27 protein-coding genes are annotated in these 22,608 nt (G+C 68.6%); 15 read left to right on the forward strand and 12 right to left on the reverse strand.

From position 1 onward, the window contains the following. Positions 1–27: 27 nt before the first annotated feature. Entirely contained in the window at positions 28–909 is an 882-nt protein-coding gene (locus C1925_RS02710) for a LysR family transcriptional regulator (protein ID WP_108767588.1), read from the reverse strand. Between the two features lie 95 nt (positions 910–1,004). Between C1925_RS02710 and C1925_RS02715 the strand changes: the two genes are divergently transcribed. The 4 genes from C1925_RS02715 (at position 1,005) to C1925_RS02730 (ending at position 4,664) form a co-directional block, all read left to right on the forward strand. After that, positions 1,005–1,415 carry a DoxX family protein gene (locus tag C1925_RS02715; RefSeq protein WP_108767589.1) on the forward strand — a complete coding sequence of 137 codons (411 nt, stop codon included), beginning with the start codon at positions 1,005–1,007 and terminating at the stop codon, positions 1,413–1,415. Between the two features lie 31 nt (positions 1,416–1,446). Beyond that, positions 1,447–2,253, forward strand: a complete 807-nt coding sequence (locus tag C1925_RS02720) for a class III extradiol ring-cleavage dioxygenase (protein ID WP_108767590.1) — start codon at positions 1,447–1,449, stop codon at positions 2,251–2,253. After that, on the forward strand, positions 2,250–2,903 hold the full coding sequence (locus tag C1925_RS02725) for a phospholipase (protein WP_108767591.1): 654 nt from the start codon (positions 2,250–2,252) through the stop codon (positions 2,901–2,903). The genes C1925_RS02720 and C1925_RS02725 overlap by 4 nt, the downstream gene beginning before the upstream one ends. Positions 2,904–3,014: 111 nt before the next feature. Beyond that, entirely contained in the window at positions 3,015–4,664 is a 1,650-nt protein-coding gene (locus C1925_RS02730) for a Na+/H+ antiporter (RefSeq protein WP_108767592.1), read from the forward strand. Positions 4,665–4,754: 90 nt separating this feature from the next. On the opposite strand, the gene C1925_RS02735 is transcribed toward C1925_RS02730, so the two are convergent. Then, on the reverse strand, positions 4,755–5,003 hold the full coding sequence (locus C1925_RS02735) for a DUF3297 family protein (protein WP_108767593.1): 249 nt from the start codon (positions 5,001–5,003) through the stop codon (positions 4,755–4,757). An 89-nt stretch (positions 5,004–5,092) separates the two neighbouring features. Here C1925_RS02735 and C1925_RS02740 point away from each other — a divergent pair, with 89 nt between their 5' ends. Further along, positions 5,093–5,635 carry a hypothetical protein gene (locus C1925_RS02740; RefSeq protein WP_108767594.1) on the forward strand — a complete coding sequence of 181 codons (543 nt, stop codon included), beginning with the start codon at positions 5,093–5,095 and terminating at the stop codon, positions 5,633–5,635. A 277-nt stretch (positions 5,636–5,912) separates the two neighbouring features. Here the strand turns inward: C1925_RS02740 and C1925_RS02745 are convergent, their stop codons facing one another. From C1925_RS02745 to msrB, 5 genes are all read right to left on the reverse strand, one after another. Continuing rightward, positions 5,913–6,188, reverse strand: coding sequence for a DUF4031 domain-containing protein (locus C1925_RS02745; protein ID WP_108767595.1), 276 nt, complete (start codon positions 6,186–6,188; stop codon positions 5,913–5,915). Positions 6,189–6,201: 13 nt separating this feature from the next. Then, positions 6,202–6,693 (reverse strand): hypothetical protein, encoded by a 492-nt coding sequence (locus tag C1925_RS02750; RefSeq protein WP_108767596.1) that lies wholly within the window; start codon positions 6,691–6,693, stop codon positions 6,202–6,204. Positions 6,694–6,871: 178 nt separating this feature from the next. Next, on the reverse strand, positions 6,872–7,828 hold the full coding sequence (motB, locus tag C1925_RS02755; RefSeq protein ID WP_108767597.1) for a flagellar motor protein MotB: 957 nt from the start codon (positions 7,826–7,828) through the stop codon (positions 6,872–6,874). Between the two features lie 3 nt (positions 7,829–7,831). Continuing rightward, positions 7,832–8,686: a flagellar motor stator protein MotA gene (motA, locus tag C1925_RS02760; RefSeq protein ID WP_108767598.1), complete on the reverse strand. Its 855-nt coding sequence runs from the start codon at positions 8,684–8,686 to the stop codon at positions 7,832–7,834. Between the two features lie 91 nt (positions 8,687–8,777). Beyond that, positions 8,778–9,245 (reverse strand): peptide-methionine (R)-S-oxide reductase MsrB, encoded by a 468-nt coding sequence (gene msrB / locus C1925_RS02765; protein WP_108767599.1) that lies wholly within the window; start codon positions 9,243–9,245, stop codon positions 8,778–8,780. Between the two features lie 137 nt (positions 9,246–9,382). On the opposite strand from msrB, the gene C1925_RS02770 reads away from it, so the two are divergent. Beyond that, positions 9,383–9,772 (forward strand): classical arabinogalactan protein 4, encoded by a 390-nt coding sequence (locus C1925_RS02770; protein ID WP_108767600.1) that lies wholly within the window; start codon positions 9,383–9,385, stop codon positions 9,770–9,772. A gap of 115 nt (positions 9,773–9,887) precedes the next feature. Then, the gene (locus tag C1925_RS02775; protein ID WP_108767601.1) at positions 9,888–10,076 is read left to right on the forward strand and encodes a lana protein; all 189 of its coding nucleotides are present in this window, start codon (positions 9,888–9,890) and stop codon (positions 10,074–10,076) included. 103 nt (positions 10,077–10,179) lie between these two features. Here the strand turns inward: C1925_RS02775 and C1925_RS02780 are convergent, their stop codons facing one another. Next, on the reverse strand, positions 10,180–10,659 hold the full coding sequence (locus C1925_RS02780) for a winged helix-turn-helix transcriptional regulator (RefSeq protein ID WP_108766941.1): 480 nt from the start codon (positions 10,657–10,659) through the stop codon (positions 10,180–10,182). A gap of 149 nt (positions 10,660–10,808) precedes the next feature. On the opposite strand from C1925_RS02780, the gene C1925_RS02785 reads away from it, so the two are divergent. Beyond that, complete coding sequence (locus C1925_RS02785) at positions 10,809–12,113, forward strand: D-amino acid dehydrogenase (protein ID WP_108767602.1); 1,305 nt, start codon at positions 10,809–10,811, stop codon at positions 12,111–12,113. Next, positions 12,092–13,162: an alanine racemase gene (gene alr, locus C1925_RS02790; protein ID WP_108767603.1), complete on the forward strand. Its 1,071-nt coding sequence runs from the start codon at positions 12,092–12,094 to the stop codon at positions 13,160–13,162. The genes C1925_RS02785 and alr overlap by 22 nt, the downstream gene beginning before the upstream one ends. 122 nt (positions 13,163–13,284) lie before the next feature. On the opposite strand, the gene C1925_RS02795 is transcribed toward alr, so the two are convergent. Continuing rightward, entirely contained in the window at positions 13,285–13,851 is a 567-nt protein-coding gene (locus C1925_RS02795; RefSeq protein WP_108767604.1) for a DUF3016 domain-containing protein, read from the reverse strand. A gap of 217 nt (positions 13,852–14,068) precedes the next feature. On the opposite strand from C1925_RS02795, the gene C1925_RS02800 reads away from it, so the two are divergent. Further along, positions 14,069–16,084 carry an ATP-binding protein gene (locus C1925_RS02800; RefSeq protein WP_108770594.1) on the forward strand — a complete coding sequence of 672 codons (2,016 nt, stop codon included), beginning with the start codon at positions 14,069–14,071 and terminating at the stop codon, positions 16,082–16,084. 19 nt (positions 16,085–16,103) lie between these two features. After that, complete coding sequence (locus tag C1925_RS02805; RefSeq protein WP_108767605.1) at positions 16,104–16,406, forward strand: DUF3247 family protein; 303 nt, start codon at positions 16,104–16,106, stop codon at positions 16,404–16,406. Positions 16,407–16,445: 39 nt separating this feature from the next. Here the strand turns inward: C1925_RS02805 and C1925_RS02810 are convergent, their stop codons facing one another. Then, positions 16,446–16,709: a hypothetical protein gene (locus tag C1925_RS02810; protein WP_108767606.1), complete on the reverse strand. Its 264-nt coding sequence runs from the start codon at positions 16,707–16,709 to the stop codon at positions 16,446–16,448. A 158-nt stretch (positions 16,710–16,867) separates the two neighbouring features. Here C1925_RS02810 and C1925_RS02815 point away from each other — a divergent pair, with 158 nt between their 5' ends. From C1925_RS02815 to C1925_RS02825, 3 genes are read left to right on the forward strand one after another with little or no spacing between them, the layout of a single operon-like run. Then, positions 16,868–17,932 (forward strand): class I SAM-dependent methyltransferase, encoded by a 1,065-nt coding sequence (locus tag C1925_RS02815; RefSeq protein WP_108767607.1) that lies wholly within the window; start codon positions 16,868–16,870, stop codon positions 17,930–17,932. After that, positions 17,929–18,630, forward strand: a complete 702-nt coding sequence (locus C1925_RS02820; protein ID WP_108767608.1) for a pseudouridine synthase — start codon at positions 17,929–17,931, stop codon at positions 18,628–18,630. Before C1925_RS02815 ends, C1925_RS02820 begins: the two co-directional genes overlap by 4 nt. Then, complete coding sequence (locus tag C1925_RS02825) at positions 18,627–19,310, forward strand: HAD family phosphatase (RefSeq protein WP_108767609.1); 684 nt, start codon at positions 18,627–18,629, stop codon at positions 19,308–19,310. The genes C1925_RS02820 and C1925_RS02825 overlap by 4 nt, the downstream gene beginning before the upstream one ends. Before the next feature lie 209 nt (positions 19,311–19,519). On the opposite strand, the gene fabB is transcribed toward C1925_RS02825, so the two are convergent. Both fabB and fabA read right to left on the reverse strand, forming a co-directional pair. Further along, complete coding sequence (gene fabB, locus C1925_RS02830) at positions 19,520–20,728, reverse strand: beta-ketoacyl-ACP synthase I (RefSeq protein WP_108767610.1); 1,209 nt, start codon at positions 20,726–20,728, stop codon at positions 19,520–19,522. Then, positions 20,728–21,243, reverse strand: coding sequence for a 3-hydroxyacyl-[acyl-carrier-protein] dehydratase FabA (fabA, locus tag C1925_RS02835; protein ID WP_079220498.1), 516 nt, complete (start codon positions 21,241–21,243; stop codon positions 20,728–20,730). Before fabA ends, fabB begins: the two co-directional genes overlap by 1 nt. Positions 21,244–21,434: 191 nt before the next feature. On the opposite strand from fabA, the gene dinB reads away from it, so the two are divergent. Next, a complete protein-coding gene (gene dinB / locus C1925_RS02840) occupies positions 21,435–22,529 on the forward strand; it encodes a DNA polymerase IV (RefSeq protein ID WP_108767611.1) in 1,095 nt (364 codons plus the stop codon). Positions 22,530–22,608 lie beyond the last annotated feature (79 nt).

Below are 22,608 nucleotides of genomic sequence, written 5' to 3' on the forward strand. Positions count from 1 at the left end.
ATGCCCGGCGAGCGCGAAGCGCGGGCGTCACACCCCCGCATCCACCAGGTAATCAATGAAGCTCCGCACCTTCGGTGCCAGGTGGCTGCGGCTGGTGTAGACGGCGAAGATGCCGATCGTGGGCACTTCCCATTCCGGCAGCACGCGCACCAGGCGGCCATCGGCCAGCGCGTCCTCCAGCAGGAAATCCGGCTGCAGGATCACGCCCATGCCGGCGATGGCCGCTTCGCGCAGCACGTCGCCGTTGTTGGCCTGCAGGATGCTGTTCACCGTCACCCCGGTTTCGCCCCCCGGCCCCTGCAGCGGCCACTGGTTGCCCGAAGCCCAGTAGCTGTAGCCGAGGCAGTCGTGCTGTTCCAGCTCCTGCGGCGTGTGCGGCGTGCCGCGCGCGGCCAGGTAGGACGGCGCCGCGCACAGGGTGATGCGGGCCTGGCCCAGCCGCCGCGCGATCAGCGCCGGGCTCGGCTCGCGGGTGATGCGGATGGCCACGTCGTAGCCTTCTTCCACCATGTCCACCAGCCGGTCGGACAGGGCCAGGTCCAGTTCCACCTGCGGGTAGCGCTGGCGGTAGCCGGCCAGCAGCGGGCCGAGGCGGGCGATGCCCCAGCTGACGGGTGCATTGATGCGCAGCGTGCCCGAGGGCTCCAGCGCCTGCGCGCCGATGCTGGCTTCCAGTGCGTCGAACTCGGCCAGCAGGCGCACGCACTGCGCGTAGTAGGCCGCGCCGGCGCTGGTCGGGCTGACCCGCCGCGTGGTGCGGTGGAGCAGGCGGGTGGACAAGCGCTTTTCCAGCGCGGCGACCTGCCGGGTCACCCCGGCCGTGGACATGTCCAAGGCCTGCGCGGCGGCACTGAAGCCGTTGCGCTCGACCACCGCGACGAACACACGCATGGCGTCCAGGGTGTCCATTATTTCGCCTTCTGCAACAAATACGGTTAGATCATCGTATTTATCGGCTCTGGTGAGCGCAATAAGCTGTGCCCACTCCTTCCGAGGTGCCTGCCATGTCTACCACGTCCCGTCCGCTGTCACCGCTCGCCCCCTACGCCGGCACTCTGCTGCGGCTGGCGCTGGGCGGCCTGTTCCTGGCCCATGGCCTGACCAAGCTGCTGGTGTTCACCCCGGCCGGCACGGCGGCCTATTTCCAGTCGCTGGGCCTGCCCGGCGCACTGGGGTATTTCACGATCGTTGCCGAGCTCGGCATCGCCACCGCCCTGCTGCTGGGCGTCTATGCGCGCTGGATCGGCCTGCTCGGCGTGCCGCTGCTGCTGGGCACCATCGTCACCGTGCATGGCGCCAACGGTTTCAGCTTCGCCAACAGTGGCGGCGGTTGGGAATACCCGGCGTTCTGGGCCGTGGCCCTGGTCGTGCTGTTCCTGCTGGGCGATGGCCGCTGGACCCTGCGTTCGCGCTGATCGCCCCCTGAAAGAATTCCTGGAGGTTCCCATGTCCCGCCTGCCTTCGCTGTACATCTCCCATGGTTCGCCGATGACCGCCCTGCATCCGGGCCAGGTCGGCGTGCGCCTGGCCGAGCTGGCCCGCGACCTGCCGACGCCGCGCGCGATCGTCATCGCTTCGGCGCACTGGCTCGCCCGCCAGCCGCTGGTCGGCACGCACCCGCAGCCGCCGACCATCCATGATTTCGGTGGTTTCCCGCGCGAGCTGTTCGAACTGCAGTACCCGGCCCCGGGCGACCCGGCGCTGGCCGAAGAAGTGGCCGGCCGCATCGCCGCCGCCGGCCTGCCGGTGGCCATCGACCCGCAGCGTGGCCTCGACCACGGTGCGTGGGTGCCGCTGCGCATGCTGCGCCCGCAGGCCGACATCCCGGTGGTGCCGGTGTCGATCCAGCCGATGCTGGGCCCGCAGCACCAGTACGCGCTGGGCCGCGCGCTGGCGCCGCTGCGCGAGCAGGGCGTGCTGCTGATCGGTTCGGGCAGCATCACCCACAACCTGCACGACTGGCGCGATTACCAGGACGGCAAGGAAGCGCCGTACGTGCGCCCCTTCATCGAATGGGTGGAGCAGCGCCTGGCCGCCAACGATCGCGATGCGCTGTTCGACTACCGCCGCCAGGCACCGTTTGCCGAGCGCGCGCATCCCACCGATGAGCACCTGCTGCCGCTGTACTTCGCGATGGGCGCGGCGGGCGAGGGCGGCTTCGGTGCGCAGCGCATCGATGCGGGCATCGACGCCGGCATGCTGGCGATGGATATCTACCGCTTCGATGGCAGCGCTGCGGCGGTGGCCGCATGAGCGCGGAGCTGCCGATGCTGGAGCGCCCGGCGCAGGGCACCGCGCAGGGCCTGGTGGTGCTGCTGCACGGCGTGGGCAGCAACGAGCAGTCGCTGGCCGGCCTGGCCCAGGCGCTCGACCCGCGCCTGCACGTGCTGCTGCCGCGCGGGCCGCTGGTGTTCGGGCCGCAGGCGTTCGGCTGGTTCACCGTGCGCTTCGGTGCGCAGGGGCCGGTGATCGACCCGGCGCAGGCCGAACAGTCGCGCCTGCTGCTGGGCGAGTGGCTGGCGGCGCAGCAGCAGCGGCTGGGCGTGGACGCACGGCAGACCGTGCTGGCCGGCTTCAGCCAGGGCGGCATCATGAGTGCCAGCGTCGCCCTGACCCAGCCGCAGCGGGTGAAGTCGTTCGGCGTGCTGTGCGGGCGCATCCTGCCGGAGATCGCCCCGCATGTGCCGGCCGACATTGCCGATGCCGGGCTGGACGGCCTGCTGGTGCACGGCCATGCCGACGACAAGCTGCCGTACACGCTGGCCGAATCCGCCGCCGCGCGCCTGCAGGCGCTGGGCGTGGCCCACCAGCTGCGTGGCTACCCGGTTGGCCACACGCTGTCGGCGGACATGCAGCGGGACATCAGCGGCTGGATCCAGCAGCGTTTGCTGTCGCTGCCCTGACGCGCATTCACACAGCAGGCCGCAGCGACGGCCTGCTGTGTTAACTTTTTTTCCAGTCTCCGGCGCACACCGGTTTTTCCCGGGCCCCACGCGCCGCTTCCTGGAAGAAGCATGCACACCATCGAAGTCGTCCTGGCGATGCTGGTAGCCGTTGTCGCCAGCGGTTACCTGGTTCGCGTCCTGCCATTCTCGTTGCCCCTGCCGCTGGTGCAGATCGCGCTGGGCGCGGTCATCGCCGGCGTGTTCAACCGCGGCCATGCGCTGGAACCGGAAGTGTTCTTCCTGCTGTTCCTGCCGCCGCTGCTGTTCCTCGATGGCTGGCGCATTCCCAAACAGGGCCTGTTCCGCGATAAAGGCGCGATCCTCGAACTGGCGTTCGGCCTGGTGGTGTTCACCGTCATCGGCGCCGGCCTGCTGATCCACTGGATGATTCCGGTGATGCCACTGGCGGTGTGCTTCGCGTTGGCCGCCATCGTCTCGCCCACCGACCCGGTGGCCGTCGGTGCGATCGCCGCCAAGGCGCCCATTCCCAAGCGCCTGATGCACATCCTGGAAGGCGAATCGCTGCTCAACGATGCCTCCGGCCTGGTCTGCTTCCGCTTCGCCGTGGCGGCGGTGATGACCGGCAGCTTCTCGCTGGCCACCGCCTCGCTGACCTTCCTGTGGGTGGCCGTGGCCGGCCTGGCGGTGGGCGTGGCGGTCACCCTGGGTGTGTCCACGTTCCAGCGCTGGCTGTGGCGCCGCTTCGGCGAAGAGCCCGGCGCGGCGATGCTGGTCAACCTGCTGATCCCGTTCGCGGCCTACCTGCTGGCCGAAGAAATCCACGCCTCGGGCATCCTCGCGGCAGTCGCCGCCGGCATCGCGATGAGCTACGTCGAGCTGACCGGCCGCGTGTCGGGCAGCATGCGCGTGCAGCGTGCGGGCGTCTGGAACATGCTGCAGTTCAGCTTCAACGGCATCATGTTCGTGCTGCTGGGCGAGCAGCTGCCGGGCATCGTCGAGCGCGCCACCACCACCATGAACGAGACCGGCCACCAGAGCGCCTGGTGGCTGCTGGTGTACGTGCTGGTCATCAATGCCGCGCTGATCGCGCTGCGCCTGCTGTGGGTGTGGCTGTCGCTGCGCTGGAACCTGCTGCGCGCGCGCCGCCGTGGCCTGGAGCGGGGCGAGGCGCCGAACTGGCGCATCGTGGTGGCGACCTCGGTGGCCGGCGTGCGCGGTGCCATCACCCTGGCCGGCGTGCTGACCCTGCCGCTGTTCCTGCCCGATGGCAGCGCCTTCCCGGCGCGTGACCTGGTGATCTTCCTGGCCGCGGCGGTCATCCTGTTCTCGCTGGTCGGCGCCAGCGTGGCGCTGCCGCAGCTGCTGAAGGGCCTGCAGCTGCCGGCCGATTCGGGCGAACGCAAGGAGGAGGACCTGGCCCGCAAGCTGTCCTCCAAGGCCGCCCTGGCCGGGGTGGAGCGCATGCGCCAGCAGCTGGTGATGAACCAGAACACCGAAAACGTACAGCTGTACAACGACGCGGCCTCGCGGGTCAGCCTGCTGTACCAGCGCCATCTGGAAAAGGACAGCGACGGCCCCGACGTGGACCCGGAGAAGGTGAACCGGATGGAGCAGGGCTACCGCCAGCTGCGCAGTGCCGGCCTGAACGCCGAGCGCGAGGAGCTGTTCCGCCTGACCCGGCGCGGGGTGATCTCCGACGAGATCTCGCGGCGCCTGATCCGCAACCTCGACCTGCTGGAATCGCGCAAGCGCGATTGACCCTGCCCTGAAACGTAGAGTCGAGCTTGCTCGACTGCTCTTTCCCAAAGCAGTCGAGCAAGCTCGACTCTACCGATCGCGCGGCGCGGATTACTCCGGCTTCTGGTCCAGGAAGTACGCCTCGACCTTGCCATTGACCTTCATGGTCATCGGGTTGCCGCGGCGGTCGCGGGCCTTGCCGGCCTGGACGCGGATCCAGCCTTCGCTGATCGAGTATTCCTCGACGTTGTCGCGCTCGATGTCGTTGAAACGCACGCCAACGCCGCGCTCCAGCGCCTTGGCATCATGGAAGGGGCTGGCCGGGTTGATCGCCAGGTGGTCGGGAGGGGTATCGCTCATCGCTTCATTCACAGTGACGGCCACCAAGGCCGGCTTCAGCGGCACAGGATAAACCGTAGAATGCCGGCCTGCCCCAAGGAGTGCCCGCCATGCCCGACAACAGCGATTATTTCGACTTCGAAGAAGACGCCCACGATTTCGACGAAGACGACTTCGAGGCGCGGGTCTGGAACCTGCTGGTCCTGATCAATCCGGGCGACGAGGAGCTGGCGCTGCAGCAGTTCAACCGCTGGCGCGAGCACCTGGCCGAGGACGGGCAGCCGCTGGAAGCGGACAGTGACTGGGTGCCGGCGCTGTTCACGGCCATCGCCTGGCAGTCGGGCTTCGAGGTGGAGCGTGATGACCTGGAATCGCTGCAGTCGGCGGTGAACGAGCTGTCGGCGCGCTTCAACCTGCAGCTGGACTGGGGCGGCGACCTGGACGACGAGGATTTCGCTGCCGACCTGGACGGCGTGCAGCTGATGTCCACCGCCTTCGACCGCCTGCGCGAGCACAACTACACGCTGTGGAGCGTGGATGCGGGCAGCGACGGCTTCACCGGCTGGATGGCGCTGACCCGCGACGACGACGCGCTGCTGGCGCTGTGCTCGCTGCTGAATCTGGAAGTGCGGCTGGGCAGCGACCCGTTCTGATCGGTAGCGCCGGGCCCAAACCCCATCCACGCATGGCGTGGATCTACTGGATGCATCCGACCATGCACCACCGGTAGCGCCGGGCCATGCCCGGCGGCTTCTCGCCGCTGGGCAGCGACCCGTTCTGATCGGTAGCGCCGGGCCCAAACCCCATCCACGCATGGCGTGGATCTACTGGATGCATCCGACCATGCACCACCGGTAGCGCCGGGCCATGCCCGGCGGCTTCTCACCGCGCTGCGCTCGCCGGGCATGGCCCGGCGCTGCCCGTACCGGCCTACGGCTGGTACTGCGCCCGTGCGTTGGCGATCACGGCCTTCACCAGCTCGCGGTCGGTATGCCGGGAAATGGCGCGTGCGCCGAGTGCGATCGCCTGCGCGCGCAGGTCCGCGTTGACATCGTAGTGGGCGCCGCTGGCCTTGTTCTGGAAGGCCCGCGGCGGAATGCCGAGCTGCGCCGCCATCGCGTGCAGCTCGGCCAGGGTGTCGGCCATCAGGTGCGCCCAGCGCTGTCCGCGCCAGGGATGCACCGCGTCATCGACGTAGACCGCCACCGCCGCGGCCGGTTCAGGCCTGCGGCTTGCCGTCGGTGTCGGCGGCGTCGGCCGGAGCGGCCTCGGCGTCGGCAGCGGCTTCAACCACGTCGCCTTCAGCGGCGTCTTCGCCTTCTTCGGCCTGCTCGGTTTCGAACTCGGCCACCAGCTTGTCCAGGTACTCGTCAGCGGTCTGGCCGGCTTCGGCAGCCAGCGTGTCCAGCAGCTTCTGCATCAGCTCGGAATATTCCAGGTTGACCGTGCGGCCTTCCTTTTCCTGCACGTTGGACAGGTGCTTGAGCATGGCCAGCATCGGCACCGGGTTGTCGGCGTTGCCCATGGTCTGGCCGCCGATGGCCAGCAGCCACTCGCGGCCCTGCAGGCCGATGGCAGCCACGGCCTGGCCGTCTTCGTTGGTCAGCACCGCGTGGTTCTGCACCTGCTGCTGGGCATTCAGGCGCAGGAACGGACGCTTGGCCTGCTGCTTCTTGCGCTTGTCGCGCTTGGCCTTGGAGTTCTGGGACATGGGGTGGGGTCACCTGGAAAGGGAAAGACCGCCATTGTACTGGGTGCCGCGCTGCGCGCTCGCCGGGCATGGCCCGGCGCTACCGGATCGCAGCGCGCCAGGGTAGCGCCCGGCCATGCCCGGCGGAGGCCGGTCAGGGGTCAGAGCCCTTTCCGGGGGAAAGGGATCCGACCCCGGCTCAGGGTGCTACCGCCGGCGGCGCGGCCTCACCCTGCGCGGCCTGCACATCCGGGTCGGCCACGGCGGCCGACAACCCCACCTGCGGGCCGGCGCCGGCCAGGGCGGCTTCTTCGGCGGCCTTGGTCATCACCACGATGCTGATGCGGCGGTTGATCGGGTTCTGCGGATCGGCCTTGTCGAACAGCACCGAGGAGGACAGGCCGACCACGCGGGTGATCTTGCTGTCGTCCATGCCGCCATCGACCAGCGCACGGCGCGCGGCGTTGGCGCGGTCGGCGCTCAGTTCCCAGTTGCCATAGCCGCGCGCGGCCGAATAGGCGGTGATATCGGTGTGGCCGGTCAGGCTGATCCGGTTCGGCACGTGGTTCAGGTACTCGGCCAGCTCGTGCAGGATCTGCTGGGTATAGGGCTTCAGCGTGGCGCTGCCGAGGTCGAACATCGGCCGGTTCTGCTTGTCCACGATCTGGATGCGCAGGCCTTCCGGGGTCAGGTCCAGCAGCAGCTGGTCCTTGAACGGTTCCAGCGCCTGGCTCTTGCTGATCGCTTCCTGCAGCTCCTTCATCAGCTGCTCCAGCTGCTGCTTGTCGCGCTGCTGCTGGTCCACCGGCTGCGGCACCGCTTCCTTCTGGTTCTGGAAGGGGTCGTTGCTGTTGCCGCGGGACACATCGGTGGCGCCGCCCAGCTTGATCATCGAGGTACTGGCGCCGCCGGGGCCAGCCATGCCCGGTGCGGGCGTGGGGCTCTGCCCGGCCAGCGGGCTGGGGTTGCGGAAGTATTCGGAGATCGCCGCGCGCTCGGGCTTGCTGGTGCTGGCCATCAGCCACAGCACCAGGAAGAAGGCCATCATCGCGGTCACGAAGTCGGCGTAGGCCACTTTCCACGAACCGCCGTGATGGGCGGCATGGCCGCCCTTCTTGACCCGGCGGACGATGACGGTGGGCTTGTTCTCGGCCATGGCTTACTTGACCGTCTTCAGGTGCTGCTCGAAATCGGAGAACGCCGGGCGCACGTTCGACGGCAGGGTCTTGCGGGCGAATTCCAGGGCGATCTTCGGGTTGTAGCCGCGCAGGCAGGCCAGCAGGGCGGTCTTGACCGATTCGTAGATGCGGCTGTCCTGCTCGGCGCGCGCTTCCATCGCCGAGGCCATCGGGCCGATGAAACCGTAGCCCAGCAGGATGCCGAGGAAGGTACCGACCAGGGCGCCTGCCACGTGGCCACCCACTTCGACGATGTCGCCGCCGATCGAGCCCATGGTGATGACGATGCCCAGCACCGCCGCCACGATGCCGAAACCGGGCAGGCCGTCGGCCACCTTGTTCATCACCTGCGAGGGCGCCATCGCTTCGGCGTGGTGCTTCTCCAGCTCCAGCTCCAGCAGCGGCTCCAGTTCGTGCGGCTCGATGTTGCTGCCGATCATCAGGCGCAGGCAGTCGGTGATGAAGTCGATCAGGTGGTGGTCGGCCTGCACCTTCGGGTAGTTGGCGAACAGGGCGCTCTCGGCCGGGCGTTCGACGTGGTCTTCCAGCGACATGAAGCCTTCGCGGCGGGCCTTGTTCAGCAGTTCATAGAGCAGGCTGAGGACGTCGATGTAGTCCTGCTGCTTGTAGCGCGGGCCCTTGAACACGCCGATCGCCGCCTGCAGCGTCTGCTTGACCGTCTTGGCCGGGGTGCCGACCAGGAACGCACCGACGGCCGCGCCGCCGATGATGACCAGTTCGTAAGGTTGCCAGAGGGCACCCAGGCGGCCGTGGGCGCCCAGGTAGCCGCCGAGGACGCTGATGATGACGACCAGGAATCCAACGATGATGAGCATGGCGCGACGCAAGGAGAGGGGATATCTCCTTGTCGGCCTGACACCGGTGTTTCTGAAGAAGGAATTCTGTGAAGTCGGTCAGCGGGGGTGATCAGCCCGCCGTTCCGGCCTCGGCGCCTTCACGCTGCAGGGGATTGGGCCACGGCTCGCCGTTGCCGACGAAGGAAAGTGAGACCGAGTTCAGGCAGTGGCGCTCGAAGGTGGGCGGCGGGCCGTCCGGGAACACGTGGCCCAGATGGCTGCCGCAGCGGGCGCAGGTGATCTCGGTGCGGACCATGCCGTGGCTGGTGTCGCGGATCTCGGTCACGTGCGCCGGGTCGTAGGGCGCGAAGAAGCTGGGCCAGCCGGTGCCCGAATCGAACTTGGTGCTGGAGCGGAACAGCGGCAGCGCGCACAGGCGGCAGCAGTAGACGCCCTCGCGCTTGTTGTCGAGGAACACGCCGCAGAACGGGGCCTCGGTGCCGTGCTGCAGCAGCACGCGGCGTTCCTCGGCGCTCAGGCCGGCCACCAGGGCGTCGGTCTGGGTGGCGGTGGGGGGCGTCAGGTCGAAAGCGCTCATGCCGGCTCCGTGGGGGTGTGGCCTGGGGATGCCGGCAAACGTGGGGGTGCGCGGCGGCCGTTGCAAGTGTGATGGCCATTCATGGCCGGCACACAGGCCCCGGCGCAAAGTCGAGTTCTCACACGAAGGAGCGTGCCATGACACCGCGTCTTGCCCTGTTGTTGACCGCCCTGCTGCCGCTGGCTGCCCAGGCCCAGGTGCCCACGTCCTCCAGCCCGACGGCCACGCGCAGCACGAACAGCGTGAACCCGCCCCCGGTTGCGCCGCATGCGCCGCCGCAGCCCGCCAACCCGGCACTGCCGGTGCAGGTGCCGCGCCAGCCGGCGCAGCCGATCCGCTCGACCGGACCGGCGCAGGTGGCGCCGGCACCGACGCCGGCCACGCGGGCACCAGACAAGGTGTACGACCGCAACGGCCGCATCGTGCCGGGGGTGAAGCCGGCGGGCCCCAACCGCGTGTTCGATTCGCGCACCGGCCGTTACTACGACAGCGTGCCGGCGGGCGACGGGCAGCAGATCAAACCGTGATCTTCGCCGTGGCGGGCCTGAACCCACGAAAACGACGTCCTGCCGATCACTGTTTTTTCGCCTGCGATTAACCGCGCCGGGACCACCGTGACCCTGCACCGGCAACCGCCGATGCATGTCCTTCGTCCACTGGATCGCGATCATGAAAAACCAGCAGAACCGTCATCCCGGCAAGGAGCAGCAGGGCCAGAGCCGCAGCCCGCAGCAGCAACAGCAGCAGATGGATGCGCAGCAGCCGCAGAAGGGCGGCAAGCAGCAGGAGCAGCGCCAGCAGGGGTCGCAGAAGCACCCGCAGCAGCGCTGACCGACGCCAGGGGTCGGATCCCGCGCAGCGGGCTCTGACCCTCACTTACACCAGGGGTCGGATCCCGCAACGCGGGCTCTGACCCCAAACCCGGCCCAGCCGCTCAGTCCGCGATCGGCAGCGCCCAGGTTTCCTTCACTTCTTCCATCACGATGTAGCTCTTCGATTCGCGCACATGCGGCAGGGTCAGCAGGGTGCTGCCCAGCAGCTTGCGGTAGCTGGCCATCTCGCTGATGCGCGCCTTCAGCAGGTAATCGAAGTCGCCCGAGACCAGGTGGCACTCCAGCACGTTGGGCAGCTTCAACGCCGCGCGGCGGAACTCCTCGAAGATGTCGCCGGACTTGTAGGCCAGGCTGATCTCCACGAACACCAGCAGGCTGGCCTTCAGTGCCGCCGGGTCGAGGTGCGCGTGGTAGCCGGTGATGACCCCTTCGCGCTCCAGCCGGCGCACGCGCTCGGTGCAGGGGGTGGTCGACAGGCCGACCCGTTCACCCAGCTCGGTGAAGGAAATACGGCCCTCGGCCTGCAGGATGCGCAGGATCTTGCGGTCGATCTTGTCCAGCTCGCGCGGGCGTGTGGCCATGGCCGTCAACCTCCGGGGGTGAATCACAGGAAAACATCCTGCCTGTGATAGCTAAATCAGGCAAATCGTCTAGGAACGGAAGAATATACTTCCCCGATTATGCTCCCGGCGTGCTCAAACGCAGGGAATCATCGGGTTGGAGAGTTCCCATGCGAGTCCTCGTTCTCGGCAGCGGCGTGATCGGCACCACCAGTGCCTGGTACCTGCGGCAGGCCGGCTTTGAAGTCACGGTCATCGACCGCCAGCCCGGCCCCGCGCTGGAGACCAGTTTTGCCAACGCCGGCCAGCTGTCGTTCGGCTACACCTCGCCGTGGGCCGCCCCGGGCGTGCCGAAGAAGGCGATCGGCTGGCTGTTCGAAAAGCATGCGCCGCTGGCGATCAAGCCGGGCATGGACCTGGCCCAGTACCGCTGGCTGTGGCAGATGCTGCGCAACTGCACCCACGAGCGCTACGCCATCAACAAGGCGCGCATGGTGCGCATGTCCGAATACAGCCGCGACTGCCTGAACGAGCTGCGCGCGCAGATCGGCATCGAGTTCGAAGGCCGCGATCTCGGCACCACCCAGCTGTTCCGTACCCAGCAGCAGCTGGACGCCTCGGCGCAGGACATCGAGATCCTGGCCCAGTACGGCGTGCCGTACGAAGTGCTGGACCGCGCCGGCATCGTCCAGGCCGAACCGGCCCTGGCCCATGTCGATGGCCTGGTGGGCGCGTTGCGCCTGCCGCGTGACCAGACCGGCGACTGCCAGCTGTTCACCCGCCGCCTGGCGCAGATGGCGGCCGACGCCGGCGTCGAGTTCCGCTACGACCAGGACATCAGCGGCCTGGAGTTCGATGGCGACCGCATCACCGGCGTGCGCATCGGCGGCCGGCTGGAAACCGCCGACCGCTTCGTGGTCGCGCTGGGCAGCTATTCGCCGCAGATGGTGGCGCCGCTGGGCATGCGCCTGCCGGTGTACCCGCTGAAGGGCTATTCGCTGACCCTGCCGATCACCGACCCGGCGATGGCGCCGACCTCGACCATCCTGGACGAGAGCTACAAGGTGGCCGTGACCCGCTTCGACAACCGCATCCGCGTGGGCGGCATGGCCGAAGTGGCCGGTTTCGACCTGTCGCTGTCGCAGCGCCGCCGCGAAACCCTGGAACGGGTGGTGCGCGACCTGTACCCGAAGGGCGGCGACCTGGCCAAGGCCGATTTCTGGACCGGCCTGCGCCCGGCCACCCCGGACGGTACGCCGGTCATCGGCGCCACCCCGTTCCGCAACCTGTACCTCAACACCGGCCACGGCACCCTGGGCTGGACCATGGCCTGCGGCTCGGGCCGCTACCTGGCCGACCTGATGAGCGCGCGCCAGCCGCAGATCAGCACCGAGGGCCTGGATATCTTCCGCTACGGCCAGTACGGCCAGGCCCCGCAGCAGGAGAGTCGCGCATGCGTCCTGCCCGCGCGCTGATCGACCTGGGCGCGCTGCGCAGCAACTACCGGCTGGCCCGCGAACTGGGCGGCGGCAAGGCGCTGGCGGTGGTCAAGGCCGATGCCTATGGCCACGGCGCGGTGCGCTGCGCGCAGGCGCTGGAAGGCGAGGCCGATGGCTTTGCGGTGGCCACCATTGAAGAGGCGCTGGAACTGCGCCAGGCCGGCATCCGCGCGCCGATCCTGCTGCTGGAAGGCATCTTCGAGGCCAGCGAGCTGCCCCTGGTGGCCGAGCATGACCTGTGGTTCTCGGTGGGTTCGGCGTGGCAGCTGGAGGCGCTGGCCGCCTTCGACAGCCCGCGCCCGCTGACGGTGTGGCTGAAGCTGGACAGCGGCATGCACCGGCTGGGCCTGGACGTGGCCGGCTTCCGCGCCGCGCACGCGCGCCTGTCGGCGCTGCCGCAGGTGGAGCGCATCGTGATGATGACCCACCTGGCGCGTGCCGATGAGCTGGACAGCGAACGCACCCACGAACAGGCCGCTACCTTCAAGGCCGCCATCGACGGCCTGCAGGGCGAGACCAGCGTGTGCAACTCGCCGGCCCTGCTGGGCTGGCCGGACGTGCGCAGCGACTGGGTGCGGCCGGGCCTGATGCTGTACGGGGCCAACCCGCTGCCGGACGACACCACGCTGACCGCGCGCCTGCGCCCGGTGATGACCATGCAGTCGAAGGTGATCGCCGAGCGCTGGATCGATGCCGGTGAGCCGGTGGGCTATGGCGCCCGCTTCGTGGCCAAGGCCCGCACCCGCGTGGGCGTGGTCGCGCTGGGCTATGCCGACGGCTACCCGCAGTTCGCCCCGAACGGTACCCCGGTGCTGATCGATGGCCAGCCCGGCGGGCTGATCGGCCGCGTGTCGATGGACATGCTGACCGTGGACCTGACCGCGCATGCGCAGGCCGGCATCGGCAGCGTGGTGGAACTGTGGGGCACGGCGCCGACCCTGGCCGAACTGGCCCCGCGCTGCGGTGTCAGTGCCTACCAGCTGCCGTGCGCGGTCAAGCGCGTGGCCCGGGTTTACCAGGAGTGAGGCGATGCCGGCCAGCGGCCGGCACTGCCGGAATGCACGTCGTACGACCGCCGGGCATGGCCCGGCGTTACCGGGATCTGCGGTGCCAGCGGTAGCGCCGGGCCATGCCCGGCGGCCTTTGATCAACGCGCCGCGGTTGCCTGCGTGGTCAACTGGCGCTTCACCCAGTCATCGATCAGGCGCTTCTCGAAGCGCAGCGGGTCGCTGTCGCTGCGCAGCCCGATGTTGTGCAGGTAGCCGCTGTCGCTCAGCTTGGCCTCGCCTTCGTCGACGATGCGGCCGCTGGCGTCCTTCAGCGTGTATTGCAGGGTGATGCGCGGCGGGTAGATGTCGCGCATGATCCGGATGCCGTCGGCACGCGGGCCGTGCCACGGCTCGTAGTCGCCGGCGCGCTTGATGTCCACCAGGGTCACGTCGAGGGTCTGCCCCGGCTGCAGCGGCTTGGCTGCCGCAGTCCGCACGTAGCGGGCCAGCTGCTGCACCCAGTCGCCGCGCTGTGCTTCGAAGCGGTTGGTGCTGCGGCGGATCTCGGTGAAGGTGGCCGGATCGTCCCATTTCACGCTGACCGGGCCATCGGCCTGCAGCGCCCGCGGTGCCTGCGGATCGGTGACAGTGCGTGGCGCAGCGGTGGCGCTGCCCACGACCAGGACGCCTGCCAGCAGCAGGGCGGCGGAAAGGGAGCGGTTCATGGTGGTCTCCTGCGTCCCGTGATCGGGGCGGTGTCGGTGTACAGGTCGAGTGTGATCCTGCGGCCGGGCGCCAGCAATGGCCGATTGCGTCATATACGACAGCAGTTGTCGCGAATTCACGGTCGTCAAGCCTGACTGACGGCGCTTGACGCTGTGAATACGCGCTCTGGAAGATGCTGTCCCTCCACCCGGTCCGTCCTCCACGCCCTTGTCCACACTGCCGCCCCTCGCGGAGCGCGCGCCCACGAAGGCGCCGGCGCCCGAATCCGACCTGCATCACGGCGTGCTCAAGCACATCCATGCCGGCTTCTGTGTGATCCAGGTGCTGTTCGAAGGCGAGCAGGCCGTGGACTACCGCTTCATCGAGGTCAACGACGCCTTCGAGCAGCAGACTGGCCTGAAAGACGTGCAGGGCAAGCGGATGAGCGCGCTGGAGCCGCACCACGAACGTGACTGGTTCCGCATCTACGGCGAAGTGGCGCGTACGGGGCAGCCGGCGCAGTTCGAGATGGAAGCACGCGCACTCGGCCGCTCGTTCGCAGTGGACGCCGTGCGCGTGGGCGAGCCGGGCGAGGACAAGGTCGGCATCCTGTTCTTCGACGTGACCGCGCGCAAGCAGATCGAAGTGGAGCTGGGCGAGAGCGAGGCGCGTTTCAGCGCGCTGGCCGATGGCCTGCCGATGCCGGTCTGGGTGCTGGACGAGCGCGGCCATGCCCGTTTCGTCAACAGCGCCTTCAGCGAATTCTTCGGTGGCGACGAAACCCGCGTGCCGGAAGATGTCTGGCGTGGCCTGGTGCATCCGGATGACGCCTCGGTATTTGAGTACGAGCTGCAGGAAGCGTTGACAGTGCAGCGCTCGATGCATGCGCTGGTGCGCGCGCGGCGGGCCGATGGTCAGTGGCGCTGGCTGGAAATGAACGCGCGGCCGCGCTTCTCACGCATGGGCCGCTTCATCGGCCTGGCTGGCAGCAGTCCGGACGTGACCGAGCGGCGCGAGATCGAACTGGCGCGCGAGGAGCTGCTGCAGTCCGAGCGTGCCGCGCGCAGCGCCGCGGAAAACATGGCGCGGCTGAAGGACGAGTTCCTGGCTACGCTGTCGCACGAGCTGCGTACGCCGCTGACCACCATCCTCGGCTGGAGCGAACTGCTGCTGCAGCGGGTGGACAACACCAGCCCGCTGTTCAAGGGCCTGAACGTGATCGCCAGCAGCGCCACGGCGCAGAAGCGCCTGATCTCGGACATGCTGGACCTGAGCAGCATGCTGCTGGGCAAGGTGCAGCTGGAAGTGGAAGTGCTGGACCTGCGCACGCAGCTGGGCGAAGCCATCGGTGCCCAGGAGCTGGTAGCCGAGGGCAAGGCGCTGGATGTCAGTCTGCAGCTGCCTGATCAGCCCTGCCTGGTGCTGGGCGATGCCACGCGCCTGCAGCAGGTGTTCTGGAACCTGCTGTCCAACGCCATCAAGTTCACCCCGGCCGAAGGCCGCATCGAGGCGCAGGTGCGTGCCGATGGCGGCTACTGGACGATCACCCTGCGCGACACCGGCGACGGCATCGCGCCCGAGTTCCTGCACCATCTGTTCAGCCGCTTCCGCCAGGCCGATGGCACCACCACCCGCCGCCATGGCGGCCTGGGCCTGGGCCTGGCCATCGTGCAGCAGCTGGTGGAGCTGCACGGCGGCACGATCAGCGCAGCCAGCGACGGCCATGGCCATGGCTCGACGTTCACCGTGCGCCTGCCGCAGTACCTGCCCGATGCTGATCGCCGGCCGCTGCGCGAAGTGTTCAGCGGCCCGATCCTCGACCCGACCGTGGTCGAGCCGTATCCGCTGCGCGGCCTGCATGTGCTGGCCGTGGACGACCAGCCGGAAGTGCTGGAATACCTGCGGCGCATGCTGGAAGAGCAGGGCGCCAGTGTCTCGGCGGTCAGTTCGGCCGGTGAAGCGCTGGCCCTGCTGGCCGACAGCGGCCACCTGCAGTACCAGGTGATGCTGACTGACATCGGCATGCCGGGCATGGATGGCTATGGCCTGGTGCGCACGTTGCGCGAGGACATGGGCGTGGCGGCGACCGACCTTCCCGCCGTGGCGGTGACCGCGCTGGCACGTGCCGACGACCGCCGCCGCGCGCTGGCCTCGGGCTTCCAGGAACACGTCGCCAAGCCGTACTCGGTGGCGCAGCTGGTTTCGGCCGTGCGCAGCGTGCAGCCGGAACGCCGTGGCGACGCCTTGCACTGAGCACCCAGGAGGTTCACCGATGTCCCGTATTGCGCCCCGCATCCACACCGATCCAGCGCAGATCGCCCATCTGGAAGCCCTGTTGCCGCAACTGGGTGGCGAATGGCAGGTGCAGCTGACCCTGCATGATGGCCGCCGCCTGCTGGGCACCGTGGCCGTGCGCCCGACGCTGCAGCAGTACCGCAATGAAGCGGGTGATGAAGGCAGCAACGGCCAGCTGCGCCTGGACGACTACGACAACCCGGTGCAGCAGCACCACGTCTGGCTGGACGAGATCGCCAGCGTCAGCCGGTTGCCGCCGAAGGCGCCGTCACAGGCGTGAAACGGTGGCGCCGGGCCATGCCCGGTGCCACCCCGCATCTCAATGTTCGAACACGGTCGGCGTTGCCTCGAACCGGCGCGCATAGGCGCGCTCGTCGGCCACGCGGGCCACTTCGTCGTCGGCGAGGTCCGGTGCCCCATAGACCGCATAGGCCACGCTGCCATCGGCACCATGACCGACCTGGTGCAGGCGGTAGCGCGAATGCCCACCACCGGTGTCCTCGGGGTAATGCACGGGCGGATGGCTGCCTTCCAGGTCCATCTCACTGTTGTCGACCACTCCACCGACGAACAAGGCGCGCATGCAGGTTCTCCTGGGGTTTGCTGGGGGAGCCCTTACCCTGAACGCTTCGATGTTGTCGGCGCATCAACAGCCCGTTGAACTTTCGCAAAGCGGCCGCCCGGGGCCGGCCCGGCGAGGGCGGTACAATGGACGGCCCTACGCTTGAAGTACCCGCGCCGATGGCCTCCAGCAACGACGCCCCCCTGCAGACCCTGCTCCTGCCGTTCAGCAACGGCACCCTGCACTGGCCCGACGGCCCGGTCGCCTTCCTCCGTGCCCGCGATGGCTGGCCGCTGCGCGAGATCGCCGGCAACCGCGAAGTGCACTGCGAGCAGAGCTTCGCCCCGTTTGCCGAGCCGCTGCAGCAGGCCGCCGGCTGGACCGTCAGCGGCCAGATCGACGATGCCGCCGGCAAGGGCCGCTACCCGCTGGTGCTGGTGCTGCCGCCGCGCCAGCGTGAGGAAGCCCGCGCGCTGTTCGCCCGCGCCCTGGCCCTGGTGGCCGAGGGTGGCCGGATCGTCGCCTGCCAGTCCAACAATGAGGGCGCCCGCTCCGGCGAAGGCGACCTCAAGCAGCTGACCGGCCTCGGCGGCTGCCTGACCAAGAACCACTGCCGCGTGTACTGGACCGCGCCGCTGCAGGGCCAGCACGATGCCGACCTGGCCAAGCGCTGGAGCGCGCTGGACGCCGTGCGTCCGATCGTCGGCGGCCGCTTCCTCAGCCGCCCGGGCGTGTTTGCCTGGGACCGCATCGACCCGGCCTCGGCGCTGCTGGCCGAGCACCTGCCCGCCGACCTGGCCGGCCGTGCCGCCGATCTCGGTGCCGGCTACGGCTACCTGTCGCGCGAGCTGCTGGAGCGCTGCCCGAAGATCACCGCGCTGGACCTGTATGAAGCCGAGCAGCGTGCGCTGGCCCTGGCCGAACTGAACCTGGCACCGCCGCCGCGCGCATTGCCGCTGCGCTTCCTGTGGCGCGATGTCACCGCCGGCGTCGAGCCGGGCTACGACGTCATCATCAGCAACCCGCCGTTCCACACGCCGTCGCGCGCCGACCGTCCGGACATCGGCCAGCGCTTCATCGCCGTGGCCGCGCAGGCGCTGCGCCCGGGTGGCCGCCTGTACGTAGTGGCCAACCGCCACCTGCCCTACGAATACACGCTCAACGAGAGCTTCGGCGCCGTGCGTGTCATCGCCGAGCGCGATGGCTTCAAGCTGGTCGAGGCAGTGAAGGGGAAGGGCAAGTGAAGCTGGTCAAGCTGATCGCCAACCTGGGGTACGGCAGCCGCAAGCAGGTGCAGTGGATGTTCCGCGAGGGCCGCGTCACCGATGCCGACGGCGAGGTGCTGTACGCCGATGACCAGGTGCCGCACGAGGCGATCCGGGTTGATGGCGAGCCGCTGGACCCGCCGGTGGGCCTGTCGCTGGCGTTGTACAAGCCGGCCGGCTACACCTGTTCGACCAAGGACACCGGCCGCCTGATCTACGACCTGCTGCCGCCGCGCTTCCGCGACCGCGACCCGGTGCTGTCCACCGTCGGCCGCCTGGACCGCGAGACCAGCGGCCTGCTGCTGCTGACCGACGACGGTGGCCTGCTGCACCGGATCATCTCGCCGAAGTCGAAGCTGCCCAAGGTCTACGAAGTGGAACTGGCCGAGGACCTGCGTGGCGACGAAGTGGCGCAGTTCGCCAGCGGTACGCTGATGCTGGAAGCGGAGAAGACGCCCCTGCTGCCCGCTGAACTCGAGGTGCTGGGCCCGCGCAAGGCGCGCCTGGTGCTGCACGAAGGCCGCTACCATCAGGTACGCCGCATGTTCGCCGCCGTCGGCAACCACGTGCAGGCCCTGCACCGCAGCCGCGTTGGCGGCCTGGACCTGCAGGGGCTGGACGAAGGCCAATGGCGGATGCTGACCTCAACCGACCTGGACACCCTGTTCGCTCCATGACCTCCCTCGCTGCGCTGTCGTTCCTCCCGGATGCCGTCATCTTCGACATGGACGGCCTGATGATCGACAGCGAGCGGGTGTCGATCGCGTGCTGGAGCGAGGCGGCCGCCGAACTCGGGTTGCCGCTGGACGCGACGTTCTTCGTGCGCATGGTCGGCCTGGGTGACCGTGACAGCCAGGCGCTGCTGCGCGGGCAGGGCGTGTCGGACGCGATGATCGAGACGATGGCGGCACGCTGCCACGACCTCTACGAGGCGCGCACGCAGACCGGCCTGCCCTTGCGGCCGGGCATCCTGGAGCTGCTGGAACTGCTGAAGGCGCACGCCATTCCGCGTGCCGTGGCGACCACCACGCGGCAGCCGCGGGCCAACCGCAAGCTGGCTGCGGCCGGCCTGCTGCCGTACTTCGATGCGGTCATCACCAGTGGCGACGTGGCCCACCCGAAGCCGGCGCCGGACATCTACCTGCTGGCCGCACAGCGGCTGGGCAAGGCACCGGAACGCTGCCTGGCGCTGGAGGATTCACCGGCCGGCACGCGCGCCGCCGTGGCCGCGGGCATGACCGTGATCCAGGTACCGGACCTGGTGCATCCGGATGATGAACTGCGCGCGCTGGGCCACCGCATCGTCGGCTCGCTGGTGGATGCCCACGCCCTGCTGGTGCCGCTGCTGCCGAGGTAACGGTAGGTGCCGACCACCGCCCTGGTGGGTGCCGACCACGCCCTGGTGGGTGCCGACCGTTGGTCGGCATGCTTCACCGCTCTCGCCGGGCATGGCCCGGCGCTACCGCCCTGGTGGGTGCCGACCGTTGGTCGGCACGCTTCACCGCGCCCGCCGGGCATGGCCCGGCGCTACCGTGGGTGCCGACCGTTGGTCGGCACGCCTGCCAATCAAACGCGGCCGAACACCAGCGCTGCGTTCGTACCACCGAAACCGAAGCTGTTGGACATCACCGTGTCCAGCTTCTGCTCGCGGCTCTCGCGCAGGATCGGGAAGCCTTCCACCGCCGGGTCCAGCTCGGTGATGTTGGCCGAACCGGCCACGAAACCATCGCGCATCATCAGCAGGCAGTAGATCGCCTCGTGCACGCTGGCCGCGCCGAGCGAGTGGCCCGACAGCGCCTTGGTCGACGACAGCGGCGGCACCGCATCGCCGAACACTTCGCGGATCGCACCCAGCTCGGTCACGTCGCCCAGCGGCGTCGAGGTGCCGTGGGTATTGAGGTAATCCAGCGGACGGTCGACGTTTTGCAGCGCCATCTTCATGCAGCGCACCGCGCCCTCACCGGACGGGGCGACCATGTCGGCACCGTCGGAGGTCACGCCATAGCCGATCAGCTCGGCATGGATGCGCGCACCGCGGGCCACGGCGTGGTCGTAGTCTTCCAGCACCAGCATGCCGCCGCCACCGGCGATGACGAAGCCGTCGCGGTCCTTGTCGTACGGACGCGAGGCGTTGGCCGGGGTGTCGTTGAAGCTGGTCGACAGCGCGCCCATCGCATCGAACATCACGCTCATCGACCAGTGCAGGTCTTCGCCGCCGCCGGCGAACATGATGTCCTGCGCGCCGTGGCGGATCATGTCCGCGGCCGCGCCGATGCAGTGCGCCGAGGTCGCGCAGGCGGCCGACAGCGAGTAGCTGACGCCCTTGATCTGGTAGGCAGTGGCCAGGCAGGCCGACACGGTGGAGCACATCGTGCGCGGCACCATGTACGGGCCGACCTTGCGCACGCCACGGGCGCGCAGCAGGTCGACGGCACCCACCTGCCATTCGCTGGAGCCACCGCCGGAACCGGCGATCAGGCCGGTGCGCAGCGCGCTCACCTGTTCCGGCGACAGGCCGGCATCGGCGATCGCATCGCGCATGGCGATGTAGGCGAAGGCGGCCGCATCGCTCATGAAGCGCTTCTGCTTGCGGTCGATCTGCGCATCCAGGTCCAGGTCCACGCGGCCACCGATCTGGCTGCGCAGGCCGGCTTCGGCGTGGTCGGGCAGCGCGGTGATGCCGGCGCGGCCTTCGCGCAGCGCCGAGGAAACGGTATCCAGATCATTGCCCAGGCACGAGGTGATGCCCATGCCGGTGATGACGACGCGACGCATCAGAAGCTCCCGGTTTCAGTGAACAGGCCCACGCGCAGGTCGCGGGCGTTGTAGATCTCGCGGTCGTCCACGTACATGCGGGCATCGGCCTGGGCCATCACCAGCTTGCGGTTGATGACGCGGGTGATGTCGATCTCGTAGCGCACCAGCTTGGCTTCCGGCAGCACCTGGCCGGTGAACTTCACCTCGCCGCAGCCCAGGGCGCGGCCCTTGCCGGGCGCACCCAGCCAGGTAAGGTAGAAGCCGGTCAGCTGCCACATGGCATCCAGGCCCAGGCAGCCGGGCATCACCGGGTCGCCGATGAAGTGGCAGCCGAAGAACCACAGGTCCGGGCGGATATCCAGTTCGGCACGAACCATGCCCTTGCCATGCGGTCCGCCGTCCTCGCGGATTTCGGTGATGCGGTCGAACATCAGCATCGGGTCGTTGGGCAGACGGCCGGCGGCGGCGCCGAACAGTTCACCGCGGGCGCTGGCCAGCAGCTGGTCACGGTTGAACGCGTGGAGACGAGTCATGGAAAGCGCATTCCTGGAAGCGAAAACAAGGCAACAAGTCCCCGAGGATGCACGACGGTTGCAACGGGAATCAAACCGCCGCACCGTACGCGTGCGTAGTGTTTTCCCCGGGAATCACGCATCCCGTTGATGCACAACGACCATACTTCGCCGTCTGGGCCGGTACGGTGCGGTTATCATGTCAGCCAACCATGAACGCACTGCGCAAGATCATCCACGTCGACATGGACGCCTTCTACGCGTCGGTGGAGCAGCGTGACGACCCGTCACTGCGCGGCAAGCCGGTTGTCGTGGCCTGGCGCGGCGCGCGTTCGGTGGTGTGCGCGGCCTCGTACGAAGCGCGGGTATTCGGCGTGCGCTCGGCGATGCCGGCCCTGCGTGCCGAGCGCCTGTGCCCGGATGCGATCTTCGTGCCGCCGGATTTCGCGCGTTACAAAGCCGTGTCACGCCAGGTGCGCGAGATCTTCCTGCGCCATACCGACCTGGTCGAACCGCTGTCGCTGGACGAGGCCTACCTGGACGTGACCGTGCCGAAGAGCGGCATCGAACTGGCCACCGAGATCGCCCGCACCATCCGCGCGCAGATCCGTGAAGAAACCAACCTGACTGCTTCAGCCGGCATCGCGCCGAACAAGTTCCTGGCCAAGATCGCCTCGGACTGGCGCAAGCCTGACGGCCAGTTCGTCATTCCGCCGCAGCGCGTGGACGCGTTCCTGCTGACCCTGCCGGTGAAGAGCGTGCCGGGCGTGGGCAAGGTGATGGAAGGCAAGCTGGCCGAGCGCGGCATCATCACCTGTGGTGACCTGCGCAACTGGACGCTGCCGGACCTGGAAGAAAATTTCGGCAGCTTCGGCCGCAGCCTGTACAACCGCGCCCGCGGCATCGACGAACGCCCGGTGGAACCGGACCAGCAGGTGCAGTCGATCTCGTCGGAGGACACCTTCGCCGAAGACCTGCTGCTGGAAGACCTGGGGGAGGCCATCGTGCAGCTGGCCGAGAAGACCTGGAACGCCACGCGGAAGACCGAACGCATCGGCCACACCGTGGTGCTGAAACTGAAGACCGCCCAGTTCCGCATCCTCACCCGCAGCTACACCCCCGACCGCCCACCGGAATCGCTGCAGGAACTGCGCGACATCGCCCTGTCCCTGCGCGCCCGCGTCGACCTGCCCGCCGACACCCGCTACCGCCTGGTCGGCGTCGGCCTCGGCGGATTCCGCGATAAAGAACCGGTCGTGCAGGGCGAACTGTTTGGGCACGACCCAAACAATCCAACAGATATCTAGTCATCCAACACTGGGGTCAGAGCCCGTTGCGTCGCAACGGGATCCGACCCCGTGCCGACCAACGGTCGGCACCCACCAT

It is taken from the genome of Stenotrophomonas sp. SAU14A_NAIMI4_5, from assembly GCF_003086795.1.
Lineage (GTDB): Bacteria > Pseudomonadota > Gammaproteobacteria > Xanthomonadales > Xanthomonadaceae > Stenotrophomonas.